This window comes from Micropruina sp. (assembly GCF_047606665.1).
Taxonomy (GTDB): Bacteria; Actinomycetota; Actinomycetes; order Propionibacteriales; family Propionibacteriaceae; genus Micropruina.
The window spans coordinates 145461-166538 of the sequence record NZ_JASGEF010000049.1 but is presented as its reverse complement, the minus strand read 5'-3'; the positions used below and the strand labels follow the sequence as shown (position 1 = coordinate 166538).

Annotated in this window: 19 protein-coding genes and 1 pseudogene; 15 read left to right on the top strand and 5 right to left on the bottom strand. The window is 69.4% G+C overall.

Annotated features, from left to right (window positions below; all coding sequences use genetic code 11):
• Positions 1-67 precede the first annotated feature (67 nt).
• Positions 68-268 carry a hypothetical protein gene (locus tag QM619_RS12475; RefSeq protein WP_415109000.1) on the top strand — a complete coding sequence of 67 codons (201 nt, stop codon included), beginning with the start codon at positions 68-70 and terminating at the stop codon, positions 266-268.
• 1 nt (position 269) lies between these two features.
• A pseudogene (locus tag QM619_RS12470) lies at positions 270-1133 on the top strand (NAD(P)/FAD-dependent oxidoreductase); the annotation flags it as partial.
• A gap of 125 nt (positions 1134-1258) precedes the next feature.
• Here QM619_RS12470 and QM619_RS12465 read toward each other — a convergent pair.
• Positions 1259-1552, bottom strand: coding sequence for a DUF4253 domain-containing protein (locus QM619_RS12465; protein ID WP_415109022.1), 294 nt, complete (start codon positions 1550-1552; stop codon positions 1259-1261).
• Positions 1553-1771: 219 nt separating this feature from the next.
• On the opposite strand from QM619_RS12465, the gene QM619_RS12460 reads away from it, so the two are divergent.
• The 3 genes from QM619_RS12460 (at position 1772) to QM619_RS12450 (ending at position 4691) form a co-directional block, all read left to right on the top strand.
• Positions 1772-3688, top strand: coding sequence for an acyl-CoA dehydrogenase family protein (locus tag QM619_RS12460; RefSeq protein ID WP_415108997.1), 1917 nt, complete (start codon positions 1772-1774; stop codon positions 3686-3688).
• 21 nt (positions 3689-3709) lie between these two features.
• Positions 3710-4219: a hypothetical protein gene (locus tag QM619_RS12455; protein WP_415108994.1), complete on the top strand. Its 510-nt coding sequence runs from the start codon at positions 3710-3712 to the stop codon at positions 4217-4219.
• 223 nt (positions 4220-4442) lie between these two features.
• Positions 4443-4691: a hypothetical protein gene (locus QM619_RS12450; RefSeq protein WP_415108991.1), complete on the top strand. Its 249-nt coding sequence runs from the start codon at positions 4443-4445 to the stop codon at positions 4689-4691.
• A 58-nt stretch (positions 4692-4749) separates the two neighbouring features.
• On the opposite strand, the gene QM619_RS12445 is transcribed toward QM619_RS12450, so the two are convergent.
• Both QM619_RS12445 and QM619_RS12440 read right to left on the bottom strand, forming a co-directional pair.
• Entirely contained in the window at positions 4750-4917 is a 168-nt protein-coding gene (locus QM619_RS12445; RefSeq protein ID WP_415108988.1) for a hypothetical protein, read from the bottom strand.
• Between the two features lie 189 nt (positions 4918-5106).
• A complete protein-coding gene (locus QM619_RS12440; protein ID WP_415108985.1) occupies positions 5107-6507 on the bottom strand; it encodes a DUF2786 domain-containing protein in 1401 nt (466 codons plus the stop codon).
• A gap of 66 nt (positions 6508-6573) precedes the next feature.
• On the opposite strand from QM619_RS12440, the gene QM619_RS12435 reads away from it, so the two are divergent.
• The 4 genes from QM619_RS12435 to QM619_RS12420 all read left to right on the top strand — a co-directional run bounded on the left by QM619_RS12435 (position 6574) and on the right by QM619_RS12420 (position 14380).
• The gene (locus QM619_RS12435) at positions 6574-11175 is read left to right on the top strand and encodes an ATP-dependent helicase (RefSeq protein ID WP_415108982.1); all 4602 of its coding nucleotides are present in this window, start codon (positions 6574-6576) and stop codon (positions 11173-11175) included.
• A 124-nt stretch (positions 11176-11299) separates the two neighbouring features.
• Positions 11300-12574, top strand: a complete 1275-nt coding sequence (locus QM619_RS12430) for an ATP-binding protein (RefSeq protein WP_415108979.1) — start codon at positions 11300-11302, stop codon at positions 12572-12574.
• Between the two features lie 111 nt (positions 12575-12685).
• Positions 12686-13528, top strand: a complete 843-nt coding sequence (locus QM619_RS12425; RefSeq protein ID WP_415108976.1) for a TIGR04222 domain-containing membrane protein — start codon at positions 12686-12688, stop codon at positions 13526-13528.
• Between the two features lie 24 nt (positions 13529-13552).
• Positions 13553-14380 carry a DNA-formamidopyrimidine glycosylase family protein gene (locus QM619_RS12420; RefSeq protein ID WP_415108973.1) on the top strand — a complete coding sequence of 276 codons (828 nt, stop codon included), beginning with the start codon at positions 13553-13555 and terminating at the stop codon, positions 14378-14380.
• A 262-nt stretch (positions 14381-14642) separates the two neighbouring features.
• Here QM619_RS12420 and QM619_RS12415 read toward each other — a convergent pair whose 3' ends face one another.
• Both QM619_RS12415 and QM619_RS12410 read right to left on the bottom strand, forming a co-directional pair.
• Positions 14643-14882, bottom strand: a complete 240-nt coding sequence (locus QM619_RS12415) for an addiction module protein (protein WP_415108970.1) — start codon at positions 14880-14882, stop codon at positions 14643-14645.
• A gap of 28 nt (positions 14883-14910) precedes the next feature.
• Positions 14911-15198, bottom strand: a complete 288-nt coding sequence (locus QM619_RS12410; RefSeq protein ID WP_415108967.1) for a putative quinol monooxygenase — start codon at positions 15196-15198, stop codon at positions 14911-14913.
• A gap of 102 nt (positions 15199-15300) precedes the next feature.
• On the opposite strand from QM619_RS12410, the gene QM619_RS12405 reads away from it, so the two are divergent.
• The 6 genes from QM619_RS12405 (at position 15301) to QM619_RS12380 (ending at position 21044) form a co-directional block, all read left to right on the top strand.
• On the top strand, positions 15301-16143 hold the full coding sequence (locus tag QM619_RS12405) for a phosphotransferase family protein (RefSeq protein ID WP_415108964.1): 843 nt from the start codon (positions 15301-15303) through the stop codon (positions 16141-16143).
• A gap of 4 nt (positions 16144-16147) precedes the next feature.
• Positions 16148-16462 (top strand): zf-TFIIB domain-containing protein, encoded by a 315-nt coding sequence (locus QM619_RS12400; protein WP_415108961.1) that lies wholly within the window; start codon positions 16148-16150, stop codon positions 16460-16462.
• Positions 16463-16551: 89 nt separating this feature from the next.
• Complete coding sequence (locus tag QM619_RS12395; RefSeq protein ID WP_415108958.1) at positions 16552-18051, top strand: FG-GAP repeat domain-containing protein; 1500 nt, start codon at positions 16552-16554, stop codon at positions 18049-18051.
• A gap of 70 nt (positions 18052-18121) precedes the next feature.
• Positions 18122-18955, top strand: a complete 834-nt coding sequence (locus QM619_RS12390) for an SH3 domain-containing protein (RefSeq protein ID WP_415108956.1) — start codon at positions 18122-18124, stop codon at positions 18953-18955.
• A 233-nt stretch (positions 18956-19188) separates the two neighbouring features.
• On the top strand, positions 19189-20316 hold the full coding sequence (locus QM619_RS12385; RefSeq protein ID WP_415108954.1) for a carboxylate-amine ligase: 1128 nt from the start codon (positions 19189-19191) through the stop codon (positions 20314-20316).
• Entirely contained in the window at positions 20313-21044 is a 732-nt protein-coding gene (locus QM619_RS12380; protein ID WP_415108952.1) for a glutamine amidotransferase, read from the top strand. The genes QM619_RS12385 and QM619_RS12380 overlap by 4 nt, the downstream gene beginning before the upstream one ends.
• Positions 21045-21078: the final 34 nt, after the last annotated feature.

Sequence of the window (21078 nt, the reverse complement as noted above, 5' to 3'; positions counted from 1 at the left end):
GAGGGCCGACACGCCGTCGACCCAGGACACGGCAGGGAGATCAGCTGGCCACGGAACGGGACATCACGTGACCACCAGAAAGGAGATCAACTGGCCGCCTACGAGGAGGTTACGGTGGCCATGGACAGTCGACCACGCGATCCGGATGCGGGACGCCGCCCGACGCTTCCGGCACCTGGGCTTCACCCTCGCCGAGCCGCTGTCCTTCGGCCGACGGGTCGACTGGCCGGATTCCCAGCCGTCCACCGAGCTTGCCGCGGCGGCCTGAGATGACCACCGAGATCGTCGTCGCCGGCGGTGGCTACACCGGGTTGTGGGCGGCGCGGACCATCGCCCGCGCCGTCCGGGCCGGTGCGCTTGCCGGCGTCCGCGTCCGGCTGGTGTCGGCCGCACCCGATCATTCGTTCCACGGCTGGACGGCCGAGGTGATCACCGGCCACGTCCGTCCCGAGCATGCCCGGGTGCCGCTGACCCGGCTGCTGCCCGGTGTCGAGATCGTCCATGGCACCGTCGCCGCCGTCGACACCGCCCGTCGCGCGGTCCGGGTGCACGCTGCGGGCGGCGACCGCGAGCTCCGCTACGACCAGCTGGTCGTCGGGGTCGGCAGCCGGGACGCCGCCACCCGCGTCCCCGGACTCGCCGACCACGGCTGGTCGCTGAAGGATCCGGACGGCCTGGCCGCGCTCCGCGCCCATCTGGCCGGCCTGACCGGACGGCATACCGTGGTCGTCGCCGGCGGCGGGTTCACCGGCGTGGAGGCGGCGACCGCACTCGCTCAGCGGCTGCCGCAGGCGCGGGTTCTGCTGGCTCATCCGGGCGCCGAGGCACTGCCGATGCTGCGGCCGCGATACTCCCGGATCGCCGACTACGCCGTGCGGCAGGCGCGGCGATCCGGTGTCGAGTTCCTGCCCGGCACCCGGCTGCGCCGGGTCACCGCCGACGGTGCCGAGCTGGGGGCGGCGGGTTTCGTGGCGTCCGGCACGGTGATCTCCACCGTCGGCCAGACGCCGGTCGCCCTGCCCGGCCTGGACGCCCTCGCCCGCGACGACTCCGGACGCCTGCGCACCGACCGCTTCCTGCGGGTGGCGCCGGACGTGTGGGCCGGCGGCGACGTGGCGGCCGTGCCCCATCCGGCCGGATCGCAGGACTGCCCGGCGAACGCCTTATGGGCGATCTACCACGGCAAGCAGATCGGGGCGAACGTCGTCCGCACCCTGCAGGGGCGCGCGCCGAAGCCGTTCAGCTTTCCCGGTCTCGGTCAGGGCGCCAGCCTCGGGGTCGGACGCGGCGCCACCGAACTGTACGGCGTCCAGCTCACCGGGTGGCCGGCCTGGCTGGCCCGCTGGTTCTTCTTCCACTGGTTCATGCCGTCACGGGCGGTCGCCGTCCGCACCGCGCTGGAATGGGTGACCGGCGCCGGCCAGTCCCACCAGAACGTCCAGAACGGTGAGCCGGCGATCTCCTCGCCGTACGCCGCCAGCTCGGCGGGGTCCTGGTCGACGTTGTCGGGACAGAACGCGTAGTGTTCGGCGACCAGGAATCCGAGCAGCATCGGCACGGTGCCGAACCGGTCCTCCCAGGATCGCAGCACCGTCGTCAGGTCGCCGGAGGTGCGGCAGTTGGTGGCGCCCAGGTCTCGGTCGGATCGGGAAGCGGCGCTGCCGACCACCAGGCCCGCAGCGGTCGCGCAGCCATGGCGCCATCCTTCAACCAACGGGACACGATTCGCCAGCTCGGGAGTACCGTCGATGTACAGCAGCAGGAGGTGCGTATGTCCCCCACTCAGACCGGACCCACCGAACGCGAGGCCCGCAAGGTCGCGGAGGCCGCACGGGAGTCCACGTGGACCAAGCCGAGCTTCGGCAAGGAGCTCTTCCTCGGCCGGCTGCGGCTCGATCTGGTCGATCCGTGGCCGTCGAACAGCCCTGACCAGATCGCTACCGGTGAGGCGTTCCTGGAGCGATTGCGGCCATTCGCCGAAAGCATCGACAGCGCCGCCATCGAGGAGACCGGTTCGATTCCCGACGAGGTCTTCCGCGGCCTAGCCGAGTTGGGCGCCTTCGGCATGAAGCTGCCCACCCAGTACGGCGGGCAGGGTCTCTCGCACCTGTATTACTGCAAGGCGTTGACGCTGATCGGGTCGGCGCATTCCTCGATCGGGACGCTGCTCAGCGCCCACCAGTCGATCGGGGTGCCGCAGCCGGTGAAGATGTTCGGCTCCGAGGAGCAGAAGCAGCGCTTCCTGCCGCGAGTGGCTGCTGGCGAGGTGTCCGCCTTCCTGCTCACCGAGCCCGACGTCGGCTCCGACCCGGCCCGGCTGGCCTGCACGGCGACCCCGGTCGACGGCGGCTATCTGCTCAACGGCGTGAAGCTGTGGGCCACCAACGGCACCATCGCCTCGCTGCTGGTGGTGATGGCACGGGTGCCGGCCGACGAGGCACGCCGCGGCGGCGTCACCGCCTTCGTGGTCGAGGCGGACACTCCAGGCATCACGGTCGAGAACCGGAACGCCTTCATGGGGCTGCGCGGGATCGAGAACTCGGTGACCCGCTTCCACGACGTGTTCGTGCCTGCCGAGAACGTGTTGGTCGGTGAGGGACGCGGTCTGAAGATCGCGCTGACAACGTTGAACACCGGACGCCTTTCGCTGCCGGCGATGTGTGTGACGGCCGCCAAGTGGTGTGTGAACGTGGCCCGCGGCTGGTCGGCGGAACGGGTGCAGTGGGGGCGTCCGGTCGGCCGGCATGAGGCGATCGCCACCAAGATCGGTCAGATGGCGGCCACCACCTATGCGCTCGAGGCGATGCTCGACCTGTGCTGCCTGCTGGCCGACGACGACGCGAACGACATCCGGATCGAGGCCGCCCTGCTGAAGCTGTACGCGTCCGAGAAGGCGTGGGCGATCGGCGACGACCTGGTGCAGATCCGTGGCGGGCGCGGCTTCGAGACGTCCGCGTCGCAACGGGCGCGTGGCGAGCGAGGCATCGAAGCCGAGCAGGTGTTGCGCGACCTGCGGATCATGCGGATCTTCGAAGGATCGACCGAGATCATGCATCTGTTGATCGCCCGCGAGGCGGTGGACGCCCACCTGGCCGTCGCCGGCGACATCATCGACCCGGAGGCGTCCCGCGACGACAAGATCCACGCGGTGGCCAAGGCGGGCGCCTTCTATGCGACCTGGCTGCCCACTCTGGTGACCGGCAAGGGCACGGTGCCGAATTCGTTCGCCGAGTTCGGTCCGCTGGCCGGCCACATCCGTTACCTGGAGCGCACCGCCCGCAAGCTGGCCCGCTCGATCTTCTACGGCATGGGTCGCTGGCAAGGGGCGATGGAGTACAAGCAGGCGTTCCTGGGACGGGTCGTGGACATCGGCGCCGAGCTCTTCGCGATGACCGCCGCCTGTCTGCGGGCCACCGCGGAACGTGCTGAGCGTCCCGAAGGAGTCGAGTTGGCCGACCTGTTCTGCCAGCAGGCCCGGGTGCGCATCGGCGCGCTGTTCACTGCGCTGTGGGAGAACACCGACGGTGCCGATGCGGCGGCGGCGAAGCAGGTGCTTGCCGGACGCTATGCGTTCATCGAGGACGGGATCGTGCTGGCGTCCGATGACGGGCCCTGGGTGAGTCCGGTCGTTGCCGGACCGTCGGAGAAGCCTGACGTGCGCCGGCACGTTGCCCGTCCGGGCGGCTGACCCGGCCGCTACCCTGGCGGCATGCCACCGCTTTGTCTTGCCGCCGTCGGTTTGTTGCTGGTGCTGGTCGAGATTCGTCTCGGCTCGGTGCTGCTGTCGCTCGATCTGGTGGGCTGGGTGATGGCCGCCATGGGCATGAACCAGCTGATCGATGTCGACCGATGGTTCGTCTGGGCCCGCAATATGGCGATCACCGCGCTGGTGCTGGAACTGATCCAGTTCATCTCGCCGGTCGCCGTTCTGACGGTGCTGGTCGCCCTGGGGTTGCGCCTGGTCGTGCTGGCGTTCGTCTACTGCCTGTGCACGGCGCTGCTGCAGCGGCTCGGGTCACGCGACCGCGGCTACGGTGTTGTTCTGCAGGTGCTGCGGTTGGCGATTCCGCTGGTGACGCTGATGGGTGCCGTATTCGTTGTGATTCCGGCCCCGGCGGTGATTCCGGTCGGCTGGCTGTACCCGATCCAGTTGGCCTGCACCGTGGTGCTGGCCGGGGTGATGTGGGCGCTGGGCTCCCGCTACACGTTCACCCGCTGACGTCCCGGAAACGTCAGGTGCAGCCACCCAAGCCAGATTTTGGTGGATATCACCACAGTGGCGAGGTCCGGCTCGCGCTCGAACCGGATTCTGGTTGATATCAGATGTCCGGAGGGTGGCCATATCCACCAAGAAGTGGCTCGTCCGTGAGTCCGGACGACGCATATACCCCTAGGGGGTAACAATTATCAACCAAAATCCGGTTTCAACTCGACCGCCGGCGATGCTTCCGAACAGGCTGACGCCGGTGCTGGCCGCGCACGCGCTGTGGCACGCCGACTATCAGGCCGGCAAGAACAGCATCGACGCCGACACCCGCTTCCGGGCGTCCGGCGAGCGCATCGTGCGAATGCTGCTGCTGCCCGGCCTGTTCGAGAATCCGTACCTCGACCTGCGTCCGAGAAGATCGTCGCCAGCGCCGACAAGGTCGCGGACGGCATCGACGCCCAGTTCGACTCGGTGGTCATGCTGAAGAACGCCAAGGAGACGATCGAGCCGACCGCGCTGAAGAGCTTCAAGCGCAAGACCGTCTACATTCCGAGTTCGATCGGGCACCGGATTCCCGAGCGGAAGCCGGCGCGCGGTCCGACGGTGATGCCGACCAGATCGTAGATCGAGCCGACATGGTTGAAGTACGAGGTGAGCCGGACGAAGCCGTAGGCGACGGCGCCGACCCCGGCGAAGGCGATGACGAACACCAGTGAAACGCTGGCGCCCACCGAGATGGCGATCGCCTGCCAGAGTCTGAGCTTTCCGGTGGTGGCGGTGTCAGAGATGGCTCCTGCTTCCTTGGTGAGTTCTCAGGCAAACCTGCTGGCTGGACCACCCAACGTCAAGCGCCCGGTCCGTGGCTGAGAACTTGTCATGGTCGGGTACCAAACCGGCGATCAGAACAGCTGTGGCGCTACGGGAACGGCGGACGACCGCGCCAGGTCTGGTTCGGCCACCAGATCGCCCGCGGTGAAGGCCGCCGCGTCGCCCGCCATCCGGCCGCTCGCGTAGCCGGACGCGTCGTAACCGCCGCGCACCCGTTCGGAAGTGGTGGCCTGGAACCGCTCCGCCATGAACTCGTCGATCCGGGTGTCACGCGAGGCCAGCACGGGCAGGAACCCGGTCGCGTCGGCGCTGGTGTAGGCGACCCTGCGGACCTCTGCGAGGCGCTCGCCGATCCGTGCGGTGAAGCCCAGCAGGAAGGCGGAGCGGAAGGCCTGCGACCTGGTGCGGGCACCAGGTGGGGCTGCGGCGCTGGCCTCGACCAGTGCCCGTTGCGCCTGCACCAGCAGCGAGGTGAACAGCAACTCCACCGCCTCCAGGTCGTCGGCATAGCCGACCACGTTGGAGAACGCCAGTTCGGCATTGAACAACGACCGGCAGCGGGTGTGCTCCGCGATCGTCTGCAACAGCAGAGCCTTCGCATCGGCATACGGCGCGTCGATCGGGACGCGGATCATTCCCGGCTGACTTTCGCTGGCACCGGCCTCGTCGACCATTGCCTGCTCGATGGCGTGTTTGGTCATCAACTCCTGTGCCTTGGCGGTGAACGCCATCGCCTCGGACTCGTGCTCGGTCGATTCGGCCTTGGCCAGCAACGCCCGGACGCGTTCCAGTATCGGGTTCGCACTCGCCGCCGTGGCGGACCGGCCGATCAGCGGACGCCGGGCGTGCACCCCCGGTGGGGGCGGCAGCAGCTGGTCCAGTTCGGGGATGCGACCCAAGGCCATCGCGAGGCGGAGGATCGCCTTGATGTCGTCGTCGACCGCTCGGCGAGCCCAGGCCATCGCCCAACCCCGAGCGGGCAATTCCGTCGGCAGCTCGGCGGCGGCCCACTGGCGAAGCCACTGCGGATCGTCCCGGGTGGGTCCCTGCCGCGACGCGCGCTCCGCGGCGATGGCGAGACGGATCAGGTCGGCGCCGGCGGTCTTGGCCCGCAGCCGAGCGAAGCGGATCAGCTCGGTCGGCTGCCAGCCACAGCCGTAGATCTGCCGCACCCAGCCGACCAGCACCGGCTCGGCGTCGGCATAGAACCTGGCCGGCTCAATCGTCCGCGCCTGGGGGAGCAGCTCCGTGATCAGCACGCCGTACCTCGCGTCGTCCAGGATCTCAGCCGCGCCACGCGGCCGGGGATCGGGTTCGCGGTATCGACCGAAGGCGCTGTCGAAGAAGCCGCCGGCGTCGCCGAAGGGGCTGGACGGCCCGTTCGACCGCTGCGCCCGCTGCTTATCGCGCGCCCGCTGACGGGCACGTTCCTTGGCCCGGGTGGCCCGCTTGGTCTGGCTCCTGCTGCTCATGTCGGTGATGGTAGTGACGGCGGCCGACAGAATCGTGTCGGCACCCCGTGGCATTGTGATCACGTCATGGCAGACGACGTTCTCGACCGGTTCTCCCCGGCCACCGCGAGTTGGTTCCGGGGCAGCTTCTCCGCGCCCACCGCGGCTCAGGCCGGCGCCTGGGACGCGATCAGCTCCGGGCAGCACACCCTGGTCGTGGCACCCACCGGATCGGGCAAGACGCTCTCGGCGTTCCTCTGGGCGCTCGATCGATTGGCCACCGAATCGACTCCTGAGAAGCTGAAACGCTGCCGGGTGCTGTACGTCTCCCCGCTCAAGGCGCTGGCCGTCGACGTGGAACGCAATCTGCGCTCGCCGCTGGTCGGGATCGGCCACGAATCCGTCCGGTTGGGTCTGGAACCGCCGTCGATCACCGTGGCGGTCCGCTCCGGCGACACCCCCGCCGATCAGCGCCGCAGCTTCGCGCGCGAACCGTCCGACATCTTGATCACCACGCCCGAATCGCTGTTCCTGCTGCTCACCTCGGCCGCCCGCGAGACGCTGACCAGTGTGCGGACGGTGATCGTCGACGAGATCCACGCCCTGGCCGGAGGCAAGCGCGGTGCCCATCTGGCGCTCTCCCTGGAACGTCTGGACGCGCTGCTGGAACGGCCCGCGCAACGGATCGGGCTGTCGGCGACCGTCCGTCCGATCGAGGAGGTGGGCCGGTTCCTGGCCGGTGGACGGGGCGTCAGCATCGTCAACCCGCCCAGCGAGAAGTCCTGGGATCTTTCCGTGGTGGTGCCGGTGCCCGATCTGGGCGCGCTGGGCGAGGTGACCGAAGACCTGTCCGGACCGGCGGCGGGCGACCCGCGGCGGACCTCGATCTGGCCGCACGTCGAAGAGAAGATCGTCGACCTGGTCGCCGCCCATCGCTCCACCCTGGTGTTCGCCAACTCCCGCCGGCTCGCTGAACGGTTGACTGCCCGGCTGAACGAGATCTGGGCCGAGCGGCAGACCGCGTCGGTCGAGCTTGTCGAGACCAAGCGGACGCCGGCGGAGGTGATGGCTCAGTCGGGCAAATCCCAGGGTGCACCGCCGCTGCTGGCCCGTGCCCATCACGGCTCGGTCAGCAAGGAGCAGCGCGCCCAGACCGAGGACGACCTGAAGGCCGGACGGCTGCCCGCCGTAGTGGCCACCTCATCGCTGGAGTTGGGCATCGACATGGGCGCGGTCGATCTGGTCGTCCAGGTGGAGGCGCCGCCGTCGGTGGCGTCCGGACTGCAACGGGTCGGACGCGCTGGGCACCAGGTGGGGGCGGTCTCGCGTGGGGTGCTGTTCCCGAAGTTCCGCGGCGACCTGGTGCAGACCGCGGTGATCACCGAGCGGATGCGGGCCGGGGCGATCGAAGAGCTGCGGGTGCCGTCCAATCCGCTCGACGTTCTGGCACAACAGATCGTCGCGATCTGTGCGCTCGATTCGATCACCGTTCCCGACCTGGAGGCGTTGGTCCGTCGCGCCGCCCCGTTCAGCGGGCTGACCCGTCCGGTGCTCGAATCGGTGCTCGACATGCTGGCCGGACGCTACCCGTCCGAGGCATTCGCCGAACTGCGCCCGAGGCTGGTCTGGGACCGCACCACCGACACCCTGACCGGACGCCGCGGCGCGCAACGGCTGGCGGTGACCTCGGGCGGCACGATTCCCGATCGCGGCATGTTCGGGGTGTTCGTGGTCGGCGAGGGGGTCGGGCGCCGGGTCGGCGAGCTCGATGAAGAGATGGTCTACGAATCGCGGGTGGGCGACGTGATCACCCTGGGCACCTCCACCTGGCGGATCGAGGACATCACCCACGATCAGGTGCTGGTCAGCCCGGCGCCCGGCGAACCCGGTCGGCTGCCGTTCTGGAAGGGTGACACCCTCGGACGCCCGGCCGAACTGGGCAAGGCGCTGGGTGCCTTCGTGCGCGAACTGGGCGGCATGACTCCGGAGACGGCGAAACAGCGGGCCACGGCCGCTGGGCTGGACGAGTGGGCGGCCGACAATCTGGTCGGCTACCTGACCGAGCAGCGTGAGGCGATCCCGCAGCTGCCCAGCGACACCACGATCGTGGTGGAGCGATTCCGCGACGAACTCGGCGACTGGCGGGTGGTGATCCATTCACCGTTCGGCGCCGGGGTGCACGCCCCGTGGGCTCTGGCCATCGCGGCCCGGCTACGGGAATCGCACGGCGTCGACGTCCAGGCCATGCACGGCGACGACGGCATCGTGCTGCGGCTGCCCGATGCGGGGTGGGCTGATGAGGGCTCCCCGGTGCCCGACGTGGTGGAGTCGATCGTGTTCGACCCCGACGAGATCTCCGGGCTGGTCACCGCGCAGATCGGTTCGTCGGCGTTGTTCGCCAGCCGGTTCCGGGAGTGCGCCGGACGGGCGTTGCTGCTGCCCAAACGTCGTCCGGACAAGCGTCAGGCCTTGTGGCAACAACGTCAGCGAGCCTCGCAGCTGCTCGAAGTGGCGTCGGAGTATCCGAGTTTCCCGATCGTGCTGGAGGCGGTGCGGGAATGCGTCCAGGACGTCTTCGACGTTCCGGCACTGGTCGAGTTGATGCGGTCGATCGCGACCCGGCAGGTGCGCACCGTGGAGGTCACCACGCCCCGCCCGTCCCCGTTCGCCGGCTCGCTGCTGTTCGGTTACGTGGCGCAATTCCTCTACGAGGGCGATTCGCCGCTGGCCGAGAAACGGGCGGCGGCGCTCACCCTCGATCCGGCGTTGCTGGCCGACCTGCTAGGTACGTCGGACGGCCTGGCATTGTCCGACCTACTCGATCCCGAATCGTTGACCCGGACCGAATCGGAGCTGCAGCACCTCGTCGAGGGACGCCGGGCCCGCAACCAGGAAGATCTGGCGGACCTGATCCGAATTCTCGGCCCGCTCGACCTGTCCGCGCTCCGGGCCCGCAGCACCGAACCCGAGCAGGTGCCCGGCTGGCTGATCGGGCTGACCGAGCAGCGCCGGGTGATCGAGGTACGCATCGGCGGCGGCACCCGGTGGGCGGCCGTGGAGGACGCCGGACGCCTGATCGACGCGCTCGGGGTCAGCGTGCCGGTGGGCGTTCCTGAGGCGCATCGCGCGCCGGTGCCCGATCCGTTGGGCGACCTGGTGCTGCGCTGGGCCCGCGGGCATGCGCCGTTCCTGGCCACCGAGCTGGCCGGCTGGCTCGGCGTCGGACCGGCGGTGGTGCACGGAGTGCTGAGCAGGCTGGTCTCTGACGGACGCCTGGTCGAGGGCGATCTGCGGCCACCGGGCTGGCTGCCTCCGTCGTCGCCGGTCGAGTCCTCGCCGGTCGAGCTTGTCGAGACCCCGCGCGGCGGCCTCGACTACTGCGACCCCGGCGTCCTGCGGGTCCTGAGACGGCGCTCGCTTGCGGCGCTGCGCAACGCCGTGGAACCGGTGCCGCCGCGGCAGTTCGCGCGTTTCCTGAGCCACTGGCAAGGGGTGACGGCGCCGCTGTCGGGAACCCCGGGTGTGCTGTCGGCGATCCAGCAGCTGGCCGGCTATCCGGTGCCGGCAAGCTCGCTGGAATCGCTGGTGCTGCCGGCACGGGTGCGCGACTATCGTCCGGCGATGCTGGACGAACTGTTGGCCAGCGGCGAGGTGGTCTGGCAAGGTGCCGGAGCCCTGGCCGGGACGGACGGCTGGGTCAGCCTGCATCCGGCCGACGTTGCACCACTGACCCTGCACCCGCCCGGTGAGGTGCCCGGCAATCTGGCCGCGCGGGTGCTGGAGGCCCTTGCCGGCGGTGGCAGCTACCTGTTCCGCACCCTCGCCGAACGGGTCCCGGCCTCGGACGCCGAGCTGTCCGAGGCGCTCTGGCAACTGGTCTGGTCGGGGCACATCAGCAACGACACCCTGGCCCCGCTACGGGCTTTGCTGAGCGGCGGGCGCGCCACGCTGAAGGGCCGGCCCACACCTGCCCGGGGACGGTTCGGACGCCGTGGCCTGCCGCGCGGACCGCTGCCACGGGCGTCCGGCCCGCCCGAGGCGTCCGGACGATGGGCGCTGCTGCCGGCTGTCGAGACCGACCCGACCGTGCTGGCCGCAGCGCGCGCCGACGTGCTGCTGGACAGGTACGGCGTGGTCACCCGCGGCTCGGTGACCAACGAGGAGGTGACCGGTGGTTTCGCCGGCGCCTACCGGGTGTTCAGCGCCTTCGAGGACGCCGGCCAGGTGCGCCGCGGCTACTTTGTCGAAGGGTTGGGCGCCGCTCAGTTCAGCGACCGGCACGCCATCGACCTGCTGCGGGAAGCACCGGCCGCCCCCGCCGCCCTGGTGCTGGCCGCGACCGACCCGGCCAACCCCTACGGGGCCGCGCTGCCCTGGCCGGCGCGGGCCGAAGGCACGAAGCACCAGCCCGGACGCAAGGCCGGCGCCCTGGTCGTGCTCGCCGACGGCGACCTCACCCTCTACGTCGAACGTGGTGGACGCACCCTGCTCTCGTTCACCGACGACCCCGATCTGCTGGCATCGTCCGCCACAGCCTTGGCCGACGCGGTGCACGCCGGCGTCCTCGGCAAGCTCACCGTCGCCAAGATCGACGGCGCGGACGTCCTCGGCAGTGACCACGCGCTGGCCGAAGCCCTCGCCGGCGCCGGGTTCCGGCTGACCCCGCAGGGGCTCCGGCTGAGGCGCTGAGGGGCAGGTCCAGCGGGAGGTCTGCAGAAGTCAGCCCAGAGGTGCTGCAAACATCGGCTTAGACGTACTGCAAACGTCGGCTTAGAGAGCCTGCAAACGTCGGCTTAGAGGTACGGTGGTCTTCATGGACACGACTGCCGTCCTGGGACGCCCCTACCGTCCGCGAGTCATCGACACCGCACTTGAGCGCTCACTGGCCACCGCCGGCGCGGTCGTCATCGAGGGCGCACGGGCAAGCGGCAAGACCATGACCGCACTGCACGCGGCCCGCTCCTACGCCTTCGTCGACGACGCGGAGATCCAGCGCCTGCTGACGATCGCGCCCCGCTCCATTCTCCAGGGTGAGGCACCGCGACTGCTGGACGAGTGGCAGCTGGCCCCTGAGCTCTGGAATCTCGTCAGACGCGCAGTGGATGCCGACCCAGAACCGGGCCGCTTCATCCTGACCGGCTCCGCACTCCCACCCGACGATGTCACTCGCCATACTGGCGCCGGCCGGTTCCTCAGGCTCCGGCAACGGACGATGACGTGGCAGGAGAAGTCGGCCTCGACCGGACGGGTCAGCATTCTCGGACTGTTCAACGGCGAACAGCCGACCGTCGACATGTCAGCAGGCTCCGAGCTCGACGACATAATCGACAACATCCTCCGTCCGGGGTTCCCGGCGATGATCGGGCTCGAGCCGGGTCGGTCCGCGACCCGGCTGCGGGCCTACATCGACGAGGTCGCACGAACCGACATCTACCGATTGGCGAGCATTCGCCATGAGCCGGACGTGGTGAAGCAACTCATCGCCGCCCTCGCCCGCTCCGTCGCCTCAGACGTGTCATACCGGACGCTGGCCTCGGACCTCAGGGCGGTCGCCCCGGCGATCAATGCCGAGACCGTCGGCAACTACGTCGGACTCCTGCAACGCCTGTTCATCGTGGAGCCTCAGCACCCCTGGGCTCCCAAGCTTCGGTCCCGCGCCCGGCTCCGGACGTCTCCGAAGCTCCACCTCGTCGATCCGGCGTTGGCGGCCGCGTCGCTGGGCGCGACGCCGACTCAGCTACGCCACGACCTCGAAACCCTCGGGGTGCTGTTCGAGAGCGCAGTGGTCCACGACCTCATGGTCTACGCGACAACCCTCGACGGTGAAGTCCGCCACTACCGCGACTCCAACGGAAAGGAGATGGACGCGGTGATCACGCTCCCCGACGGCCGTTGGGGTGCCGTGGAGGTCAAGCTCGGAGGTCTGCAGGTGGCGGCAGGCGCCGATTCCCTTCGCAGGGTGATCGCCGACATCGACACCGAAGCGATCGGGGAGCCCGCATTCCGGCTCGTCGTCACCGGTACCGGGCCGACCCTCACCACCGACGACGGCATCGTCACCTGCCCGCTGAGGGCACTGGCGCCGTAGTGACCGCGAGGAACCTCCCGATGGGCATCGGGCAGCCTCTACGCCGACACGGTGCTGGCGACCACTGCGCCGTCCGATGGACGCGAGCCCGCACCATGGTCGAATACGAACGTGACCGCATCGTTATGGGCAACTGTCGCGGTGTCCATCGCCGGCGTCTGCGTCGCGCTCGCCATCTGGTTTGCGTCCCGGCAGCCGCGCCCGGACGACGCACGGCGCGAGATCGAGCAAGGCTTGGAGCTCGTCGACATCGCGCTGATCAGCGGCGGGCCGGCGCGGGCAGTGGACAGCCAGATCGTGGACCTCGTCGAACGGGGGCTGTTGCGCGCGGACGGAGGGTGGTTGCGCGTTTCAGGGACGCCGGTTCCGGACGGGCGCTACGCCGATGCTGTGACCGTCCACACGGTGGAGATCGCCGGGGACGTCCGGCTGGAGACGTTGCGTGAGCAGGCCGGCCCGTTCAGGCACTTCCTCGCCGTGCTCCGGCTCACCAGGCGACGGCTGATCATCTCGCCCGACCGGGTGGCGGGGGCGCCGGCGATGGTGTGGGCCCCGACGATGGCCGCGTTGTTCCTGTGCACGATGGGCATGCTGGTGAACGACGGCAACAGATCCCACGGGCTTCCGGCGTGGGCACCGGCGGCCATCTCGATCGGGGCCTGGGTCGTCGTCCCGCTGCTCCAGCTGGCGATCTGGTGCCGTCAGCCCGGCTACCACGGCAAGGACCCCCGCTCTCGGCTGGGCAGGGACGTCATCGACGAACTCACCGCCCGCATCGGCCCCAGCACGTCGCAGGCGTTCCGGGTGGCCACCGGTGGCTTCGCCGCGATGACCGACGACGCGCTCCGGCAGGCCATCATGGGCACGGCGTCCGACAGCGAATGGGACGCCCGACCGTGGCGCAAGCGGGTCTTCCAGCAGAATGCCGAGAACCGCTACGTATGGAGCGTCTGAACTCGACGGACGGGAGCATCGATCATGCCCGAGGGTGACACCGTCTGGCGCACCGCCCAGCGGCTCAACCAGGCCTTCGCCGGTGAGTCGCTGACCCGCGCCGATCTGCGCTGGCCGGGCGTCTCCACCGTCGACCTCGCCGGGGACACCACCATCGAGGTGGTCAGCCGCGGCAAGCACCTGCTGCACCGGCTCGACTCGGACTACACCATCCATTCCCATCTGCGCATGGAGGGCCAGTGGCGCATCACGGACGCCGCCGCCGCGCGTCCGGACGCCCAGACCCGTGCTTTCCTCAGCACCGTCCGATGGGCGGGGCTCGGGCAGCGCCTCGGCATGCTGGACGTCGTCCGCACCGACGCCGAAAGCACCGTGGTCGGGCATCTCGGCCCGGACGTCCTCGGCCCCGATTGGGACGCCGCACAAGCTGCCGCGAACCTGGCTGCCGCCGGCACCACGATCGGCGCCGCGCTGCTCGACCAGTCCAACCTGGCCGGGGTCGGCACCCTGTACGCGGCGGAAAGCCTGTTCGCCGAACGCCTCAATCCCTGGACGCCGACCGGCGAGCTGACCGACACCCAGCTGGCGAGCCTGGTCGACCGCGTCCACCGGCTGCTGGACGTAGGCCGGCGCTCCGTCGTCCAATCCACCACCGGGAGCACCCGGCGCGGCGAAACCCACTGGGTGCACGCCCGCTCCGGACTGCCCTGCCGGCGCTGCGGCGACACCGTCCGGGTGGCGATGATCGGGCCACCGACGCGACAACGGACGATGTTCTACTGCCCGACCTGCCAAGGTGGCCTCGGACCCACCGACGACGGGCGTCCGCAGCGTCCGCTGGGCCGCCGATGAGCTGGTACGGCTCTTCGGCCACCGGCAGCGGACCGAGGCCTGGACCCGCCGCAGCGAATCCGGCGATGTCGTCGAATTGGCCGCCGCCCCCTATCTGATCTGGTGCAGGTCACCCGCGACCGCCCGCGCGGCTGGCTCGGCAGTTCGATCCGCGAGTGCCTGAGGAGGCGGTCGTCAAGGCCCGCCTCGCGCCCGCCGTACCAATCGAGTGCATCAAGCAGTTCAGCACGAGCAGCGGGATGTTCGCGCCAGCGGACCAACGTCACGCCCGTCGCGACGCCAGGCGAGCGCGGGCGATTCGAAGCGTCTCCTCACCGTCGACCAACTCAACCTTGCCGGAGACGATGTCATCGACACGACGGTCGATCTCTTCGTCCCAGGCAGCGTCAATCTCGGCCTGCTCATCGTCCTCAACCTGCTGAAAGGCGAGCGCCGCGATCTCACGCTCATCCGCGTCGAGTGCCTTACCCGCCGCGATCACCTCAGCCAACTCGGGAGTCATGAGTGCAGTGTGCAGCGGGTTTCGCGGCTCAGAGCCGGTCGCCGAAGCTGTAGGTCACCCGCGGCGTCGCCATCATGTCGGCCACCGCCTCGCGCCAGGCCAGGTAGTGCGCGGTCTCCTTGTGTGCCTGGGTCGCCGGCTGGTCGACGTACTCCTCGTAGAGGATGAACCGGGTCGGATCGTCGACCTGCTGCAGCAGGTCGAAGCGGGTGATGCCCGGCTCCTGCCGGCTGGCGGCGGCGTTGGCCAGCGAGGCCTCCCGGAACGCCTCGATGCTGTCGGCCTTCACATGCACATTGCACACGGTGGTGATCATCGTGATTGTCACGCCTTCCTGGTCGTTCGTTTGTGGGAACCTGTGGTGAACCTATCCAGCGGTTGCGCCGGTCGCCTACTCGACTGCCGCAGAATAGGCCGCGTGACGACGGATCGGGCGATCGAGACCTGGGCGGCCGGCCTGGCCCGCGCCCTCGGCGTGCCGGACGCCTCTATCGTCCGGCTGCCCACCTCGTCGGACGCCGAACTGCTGCTCACCGGCGCACTGGTGATCAAACTGCACACCGTCCGGACTGACCCCGCAGCGCTCGCCGCACGCCTGCAACTGGCCGCCGCCAACGCCCAGTTCGTGCCGCCGGCCACGCCACGGGTGTTCACCGCGCCGGACGGACGCCCGGCGACCATCTGGCCGAAGGTTCCCGTCACCAAACCGGACGCCGACCCGCAGCCGTGGGCGGACGCCGGAGCCCTGCTGGCCGGCCTGCACCGCGTCCTGGCTCCGAACGAGCTCCCCAGGCACGGTTGGCCGGAGCGGATGGAGCGGGCGGTCGAACGAGCCCCGGCCACCCTGCGCGGCGTGGGTGAACGGTTGCTCGGCCAGCTCCGGCGGGTCGAACCGGACGAGCCGGACGCCCTGCTGCACGGCGACTGGCATCTCGGCCAACTGGGCCGCTGGGACGACGGCTGGCGACTGCTCGACATCGACGACGTCGGCGTCGGGGATCCCGCCTGGGACCTGGCCCGCCCGGCCGGCTTCTGGGCCTGCGGGCTGCTCGACGACGCCGACTGGCACACCTTCCTGGACGCCTATCACGCGGCTGGCGGGCCGGCCGTTCCGGCGTCTGGCGACCCCTGGCCGGCGCTCGACCTGCCGGCCCGGTGCGCGGTCTTCGTGGCGGCGGTGCGCGCCTCCCGCAACGACCATGTCCACAGCAGGCGCACAGCGGAAGCCCTGTCCGAGACTTGCCGTCGGATGGCACAGTGATGTCATGTCCTCACCGACCGACCCGATGCCCCGCTACGAGCCCTACGCCGGCGCTGCGCCCGCCGGCTTCACCTGCCCCAAGTGTGCGGGCAGCATGCGCACCGTCGACCGCAACGGCATTCACATCGAGCAGTGCTTGAACTGTCGCGGCGTCTTCCTCGACTTCGGCGAACTGGAGAACATCACCCAGCTGGAGGCCAGGTTCGCCGCAGCACCTCCGCCACCGGCCCCTGGCTACGGATATGGGCCGGAGTGGGGCCATCGCGGCGGTAGCCGCTACCGCCGCAAAGGCCTGGGCGGGCTGTTCTTCTCCAGCTGATTCCAGGCCGTCCGAATCGGCTGGTATCAGCACGGGCCGGTCGTGCACCTGTCGGGTGATGCACATCGTCTGCACCCACAGGAGGCCGCATGTCCCACCCGCGCCGGCTGCTTGCCGTGTTCGTCGGTCTCGGCCTGACGCTCTCTGCCGTCACTGCTGCCTCGCCGGCAACCGCCCGTGCGGCGTCCGGCTGTAAGGCAGGCAATGGCGTCGCCGGTGACCTGAACTCGGACGGACTGGCTGACATCGTGGTGGGGGTGCCGGCCTACGACAACGAGCGCGGCGCCGTCGACATCTCGTTCAGCGACGGTCAGCGGCGGTTGCTGCGAGCCGCCGACCTGGGCCTGCCGTCGTCGCCCGGCGACCGCTTCGGCGCGTCCGTCGCCCTCGGTGACGTCAACGACGACGGGTGCGCCGACCTGGCGATCGGCGTCCCCGGCCGCGACAAGAGCAAGGGCGTCGTGCACCTGGTGAAAGGCAGCCAGACCCACACCCTCACCCTGATGAACAGCTTCACCGGTGCCGCCGCCCACGGCAGCTTCGGCGCACAGGTGGTACTGCTCACCCCGCGCGAACTGACCCCGCTCGGCTGGCTCCGCACCGGCCAGCAACTGGTCGTGTCGGCCCCCACCGCCGACGACAGCAAGAAGTGGGAAGCCGGCCAGGTGGTCGTCCTGCCACTCACCACGACCGGGGCACTGGCGTCCGCGCGGGTGACCCTGACCCAGAACTCACCCGGCGTTCCGGGCACCTCCGAGAACGGTGACCGGTTCGGGTCGCGGCTGGCCGGCCAGGACCGGACGATCGCGATCGGGATGCCGAACAAAGTGATCGGCAACCGCGTCGACGCCGGATCGGTGACGCTGCTGTCGGCCACCGCGGCCAGGCCGACCACCTTCAAGGGTGTCGGCCTCACCCAGAACTCACCCGGCATCCCCGGTAAGGCCGAGGCGGATGACCTGTTCGGCGAGGCGGTGACGATCCGCGACAACTACGTGCTGATCGGTGCCCCAGGGGAGACCATCGGCTCGGCCTACTACACCGGCCAGGTGCATCTGCTGCACTTCGACCCGGCTACCCGGAAGTACCGCTCACTACGGGCGGTGCATCAGAACACGGCGGGCATTCCGGGCAGCAACCGCAGCGGCGACTACTTCGGCACGGCGGTCGCGCTCGGCATCAACACCCTCGACCAGCTCACCGCCATCGTCGGCGCCCCCGGCAAGAAGATCGGCAAGGCTCTCGGTGCCGGCGCGGTGGTGATGTTCCGCGCCAACCGTGCCGGCGGGGCAACAAAGACGATCTACCAAGGCAAGGACGGTATCGCCGGCAAGCCCGAGGCTGCCGATGATTTCGGCGCCGCGGTGGGCATCGTCAGCGGCGATATCGCCGACGGCGAGTCGATGCGCGACGGAATCGTGATCGGCGCGCCCCGCGAGGACATCGGCAGCTCCGAGGCTGCCGGCGCCGTCGTCTACTCACGCGACCTCAGCAACTGGCACTCCCTGAAGCTCACGACGCCCGGAACCGGCACGCCTCCGGCGCTCAGCCTGTTCGGCGAGACCTTCGCCGCCGTCGCCGCTGCCTGACAAGCCAGAGCCGGATCCGCCCCACTGTCCCGAGGCGGATCCGGCTCATCCCCGTGTTAACGTCGCCTGCATGGCGAAACGCGGTGCGGCGACCACGATGATCCTGGCTGTCCTGCTCGCGGGCTGCAGTGGCGATCCCGGCGCGGCACCCGAGCCGAGCGGAACCTCCGGTAGCCCGGCGGCCACCATCACACCGCCACCCGTGAAGGGCACCGTCCGCACCAGCAAGAACACCCCGCTATCGCTGCGCGCCGAACCCAGCACGCAGAGCAAGCGGTTGGCCCGCATCCCGCATCGGACGGCGATCACGTTGACCTGCAAGACCATCGGCGCCACGGTCAGCAACGGCAGCCGCGCCTCCAATGTCTGGAACAAGGTCACCTGGAAGAAGCAGACCGGCTACGTGGCGTCCGTCTTCGTCGACGGCGGCGACTCGGCGGCGCTCAGCCTGTGCCAGGAGCAGACCCCGACCCCGACCACCACCTCGCCCAAGCCGCCGAATGTCGAATCGCTGATCGTGAAGGCCGCCCGTGGCCAGCGCGGTGTCACCGAGCGCTCAAGGAACTGCAATCCCTATGGCGGCTGCATGCCGTGGGATTCCCTCTTTGTCACCTGGGTTTGGAACAAGGCCGGCGACACCGTGCCGCGCTTCACTTTCAGCGGCGACCTGTACTCGTGGGGCAAGAAGCATGATCGAACCCACGACGGGGTTGACGGCGTCGGCGTCGGCGACCTGGTGTTGTTCGGGACCAGTCCGCAGAACACCAAGACCTCAACCCGCGTCGACATCGTCACCGAGGTGCTGCCCGACGGCAGGCTGCGGGTGATCGGCGGGGACGTGAAGAAGAAGGTCACCGAACGAGTCGTCGACACCAAGGGCATCTACGGCTGGGTGGACGCCTGACGCGAACCCATGGGCGGTTCTAGGGCCTGTTACGAAAGTCCGGGTCATCAGCGAGCGCGGTATCCGCGCCCGGTCCGGCAAGGCCGAGGAGGGCGTCATACCGGGTCGTGTGGCAACTGACGAGAACGCAGCCGGTCGGGATGCGGGGCCGTGCGAGCCGGACCGGGTTTTCGTAACAGGCCCTAGACTCCGGATCAGCCGGAGCAGCCGGCCGACGGATAAGGGAGGCCCCCATGCGGTTCGACTTCGTGCCCTCGGGCGAACCCACCATCGGCGTCGAGTGGGAGCTCGCCCTGGTTGACGCCGAAACCCTCAGCCTGGTGCCGCGAGCGCAGCAGATTCTGGATGCCGTCGACGACCCGAAATCGGGTCCGATCCGCCGCGAGTACCTGACCGACATGGTCGAGCTGGTCACCGGCGTCCATCACCGGGTCTACGAGGCCATGGACGACTTGCGCGGCAGCCTGGCCCGGGTGCGTCAGATTCTCGGTGACGGCACGAAGCTGCTGGGCGCGGGTGCCCACCCGATCGACAAGGCGGCCGATTCCGAACCGTTCGACTTCTGGCGCTACAACGTGGTCAGGGAACGCAACGCCTACTGGGGCCGGCAGATGGCGATCTTCGGAACCCACATTCACGTCGGCATCGACCACCGCGACAAGGCCCTGCCGATCACCTACGGCTTAGCCCGCTTCACGCCGTATTTCATCGCGCTGTCGGCGTCCTCGCCCTACTGGGAGGGCGTGGACAGCGGCTACGCCTCGCAGCGGACGATGATCTTCCAGCAGCTGCCGACCAACGGGCTGCCCTACCCGATGGACAGCTGGGACGAGTTCGAGCACTACGCGACCGAGTTGGAGGACGCCGGGATGATCTCGGCGCCCAACGAGATCCGCTGGGACGTCCGCCCGTCCACTTTCGGCACGGTGGAGAACCGGGTGCTCGATTCGGTGCCGACCTTCGCCGAACTGGGTGCGTTCACCGCCTTCACCCAATGCCTGGCCGAATACATGTCGCGGGAGTTGGACGACGGCCGGGCGATCGCCCGGCTGCCGGTGTGGTTCATGAAAGAGAACAAGTGGCGGGCGGCCCGCTACGGCCTGGACACCGACGTGATCACGCCGCGGGTGAAGGACAAACTGCGACCGATCCGCGACGGCATCTACGACTGGCTGAACCGGCTGGAGGACATTTCGGCCGAACTCGGCTGCGCTGACGAGCTGCGCTTCGTCGCCGAGCTGATGGAGACCGGACCCAGCTATCTGCGGCAACGGGCGGCCGGCGACCCGGCGTCCGCGCTGCGGCAGTTGGTGGACGAGACCGGCCAGCCGGCACCGGCGCGACTACCCTTCTCGGCGTGAAACCGTTCGTTCTGCTGGGCACTCGCGACCACGACAAGGCAGCCGGCGACGAATACGAGTCGGTCCGCCGGCATGCCGGGCTGGCTGCGGAGGAACTGATCCAGATCCGGGTCGAGGCCGGGCCGCTGCGCCAGCTGCGGCTCGACGACTACTCCGGGGTGTTCCTGGGCGGTGGCCCGTTCAACGTCTCGGACGCCGTGAAGTCCGATCTGCAGCTGCGGGTCGAGGCCGATCTGCGAGGAGTGGTCGATCAGATCGTCGACGCCGACTTTCCGTTCCTGGGCATGTGCTACGGCATCGGCACCGTCACCGCGCATCTGGGTGGCACCGTGGACCGCACCTACGGCGAGGGCCTGGGCGCGGTCGAAGTGACCCTCACTCCGGAGGCTGCCGACGATCCGCTGCTGGCCGGCGTCCCGGCGTCCTTCGAGGCGTTCGTCGGCCACAAGGAGGCCTGCAACGGCGTCCCGCCCGGCGTCACCCTGCTGGCCACCGGAACAACCTGCCCGGTGCAGATGTACCGGTACGGCGCCAACGTCTACGTCACCCAGTTCCACCCCGAGCTGGACGTCGAATCGCTGGCTCAGCGGATGGCGATCTACCGTCACGCCGGCTACTTCCACCCCGACGACTACACCGCGCTGGTCGAGATGGCACGGAGATCCGGGGTGCGCGACCACCCCCATCGACTGCTGCGGAACTTCGTCTCCCACTACGCCCGCGACTGATCCGCGGATCATCGAGGCCTGGCCGAACGAAAGT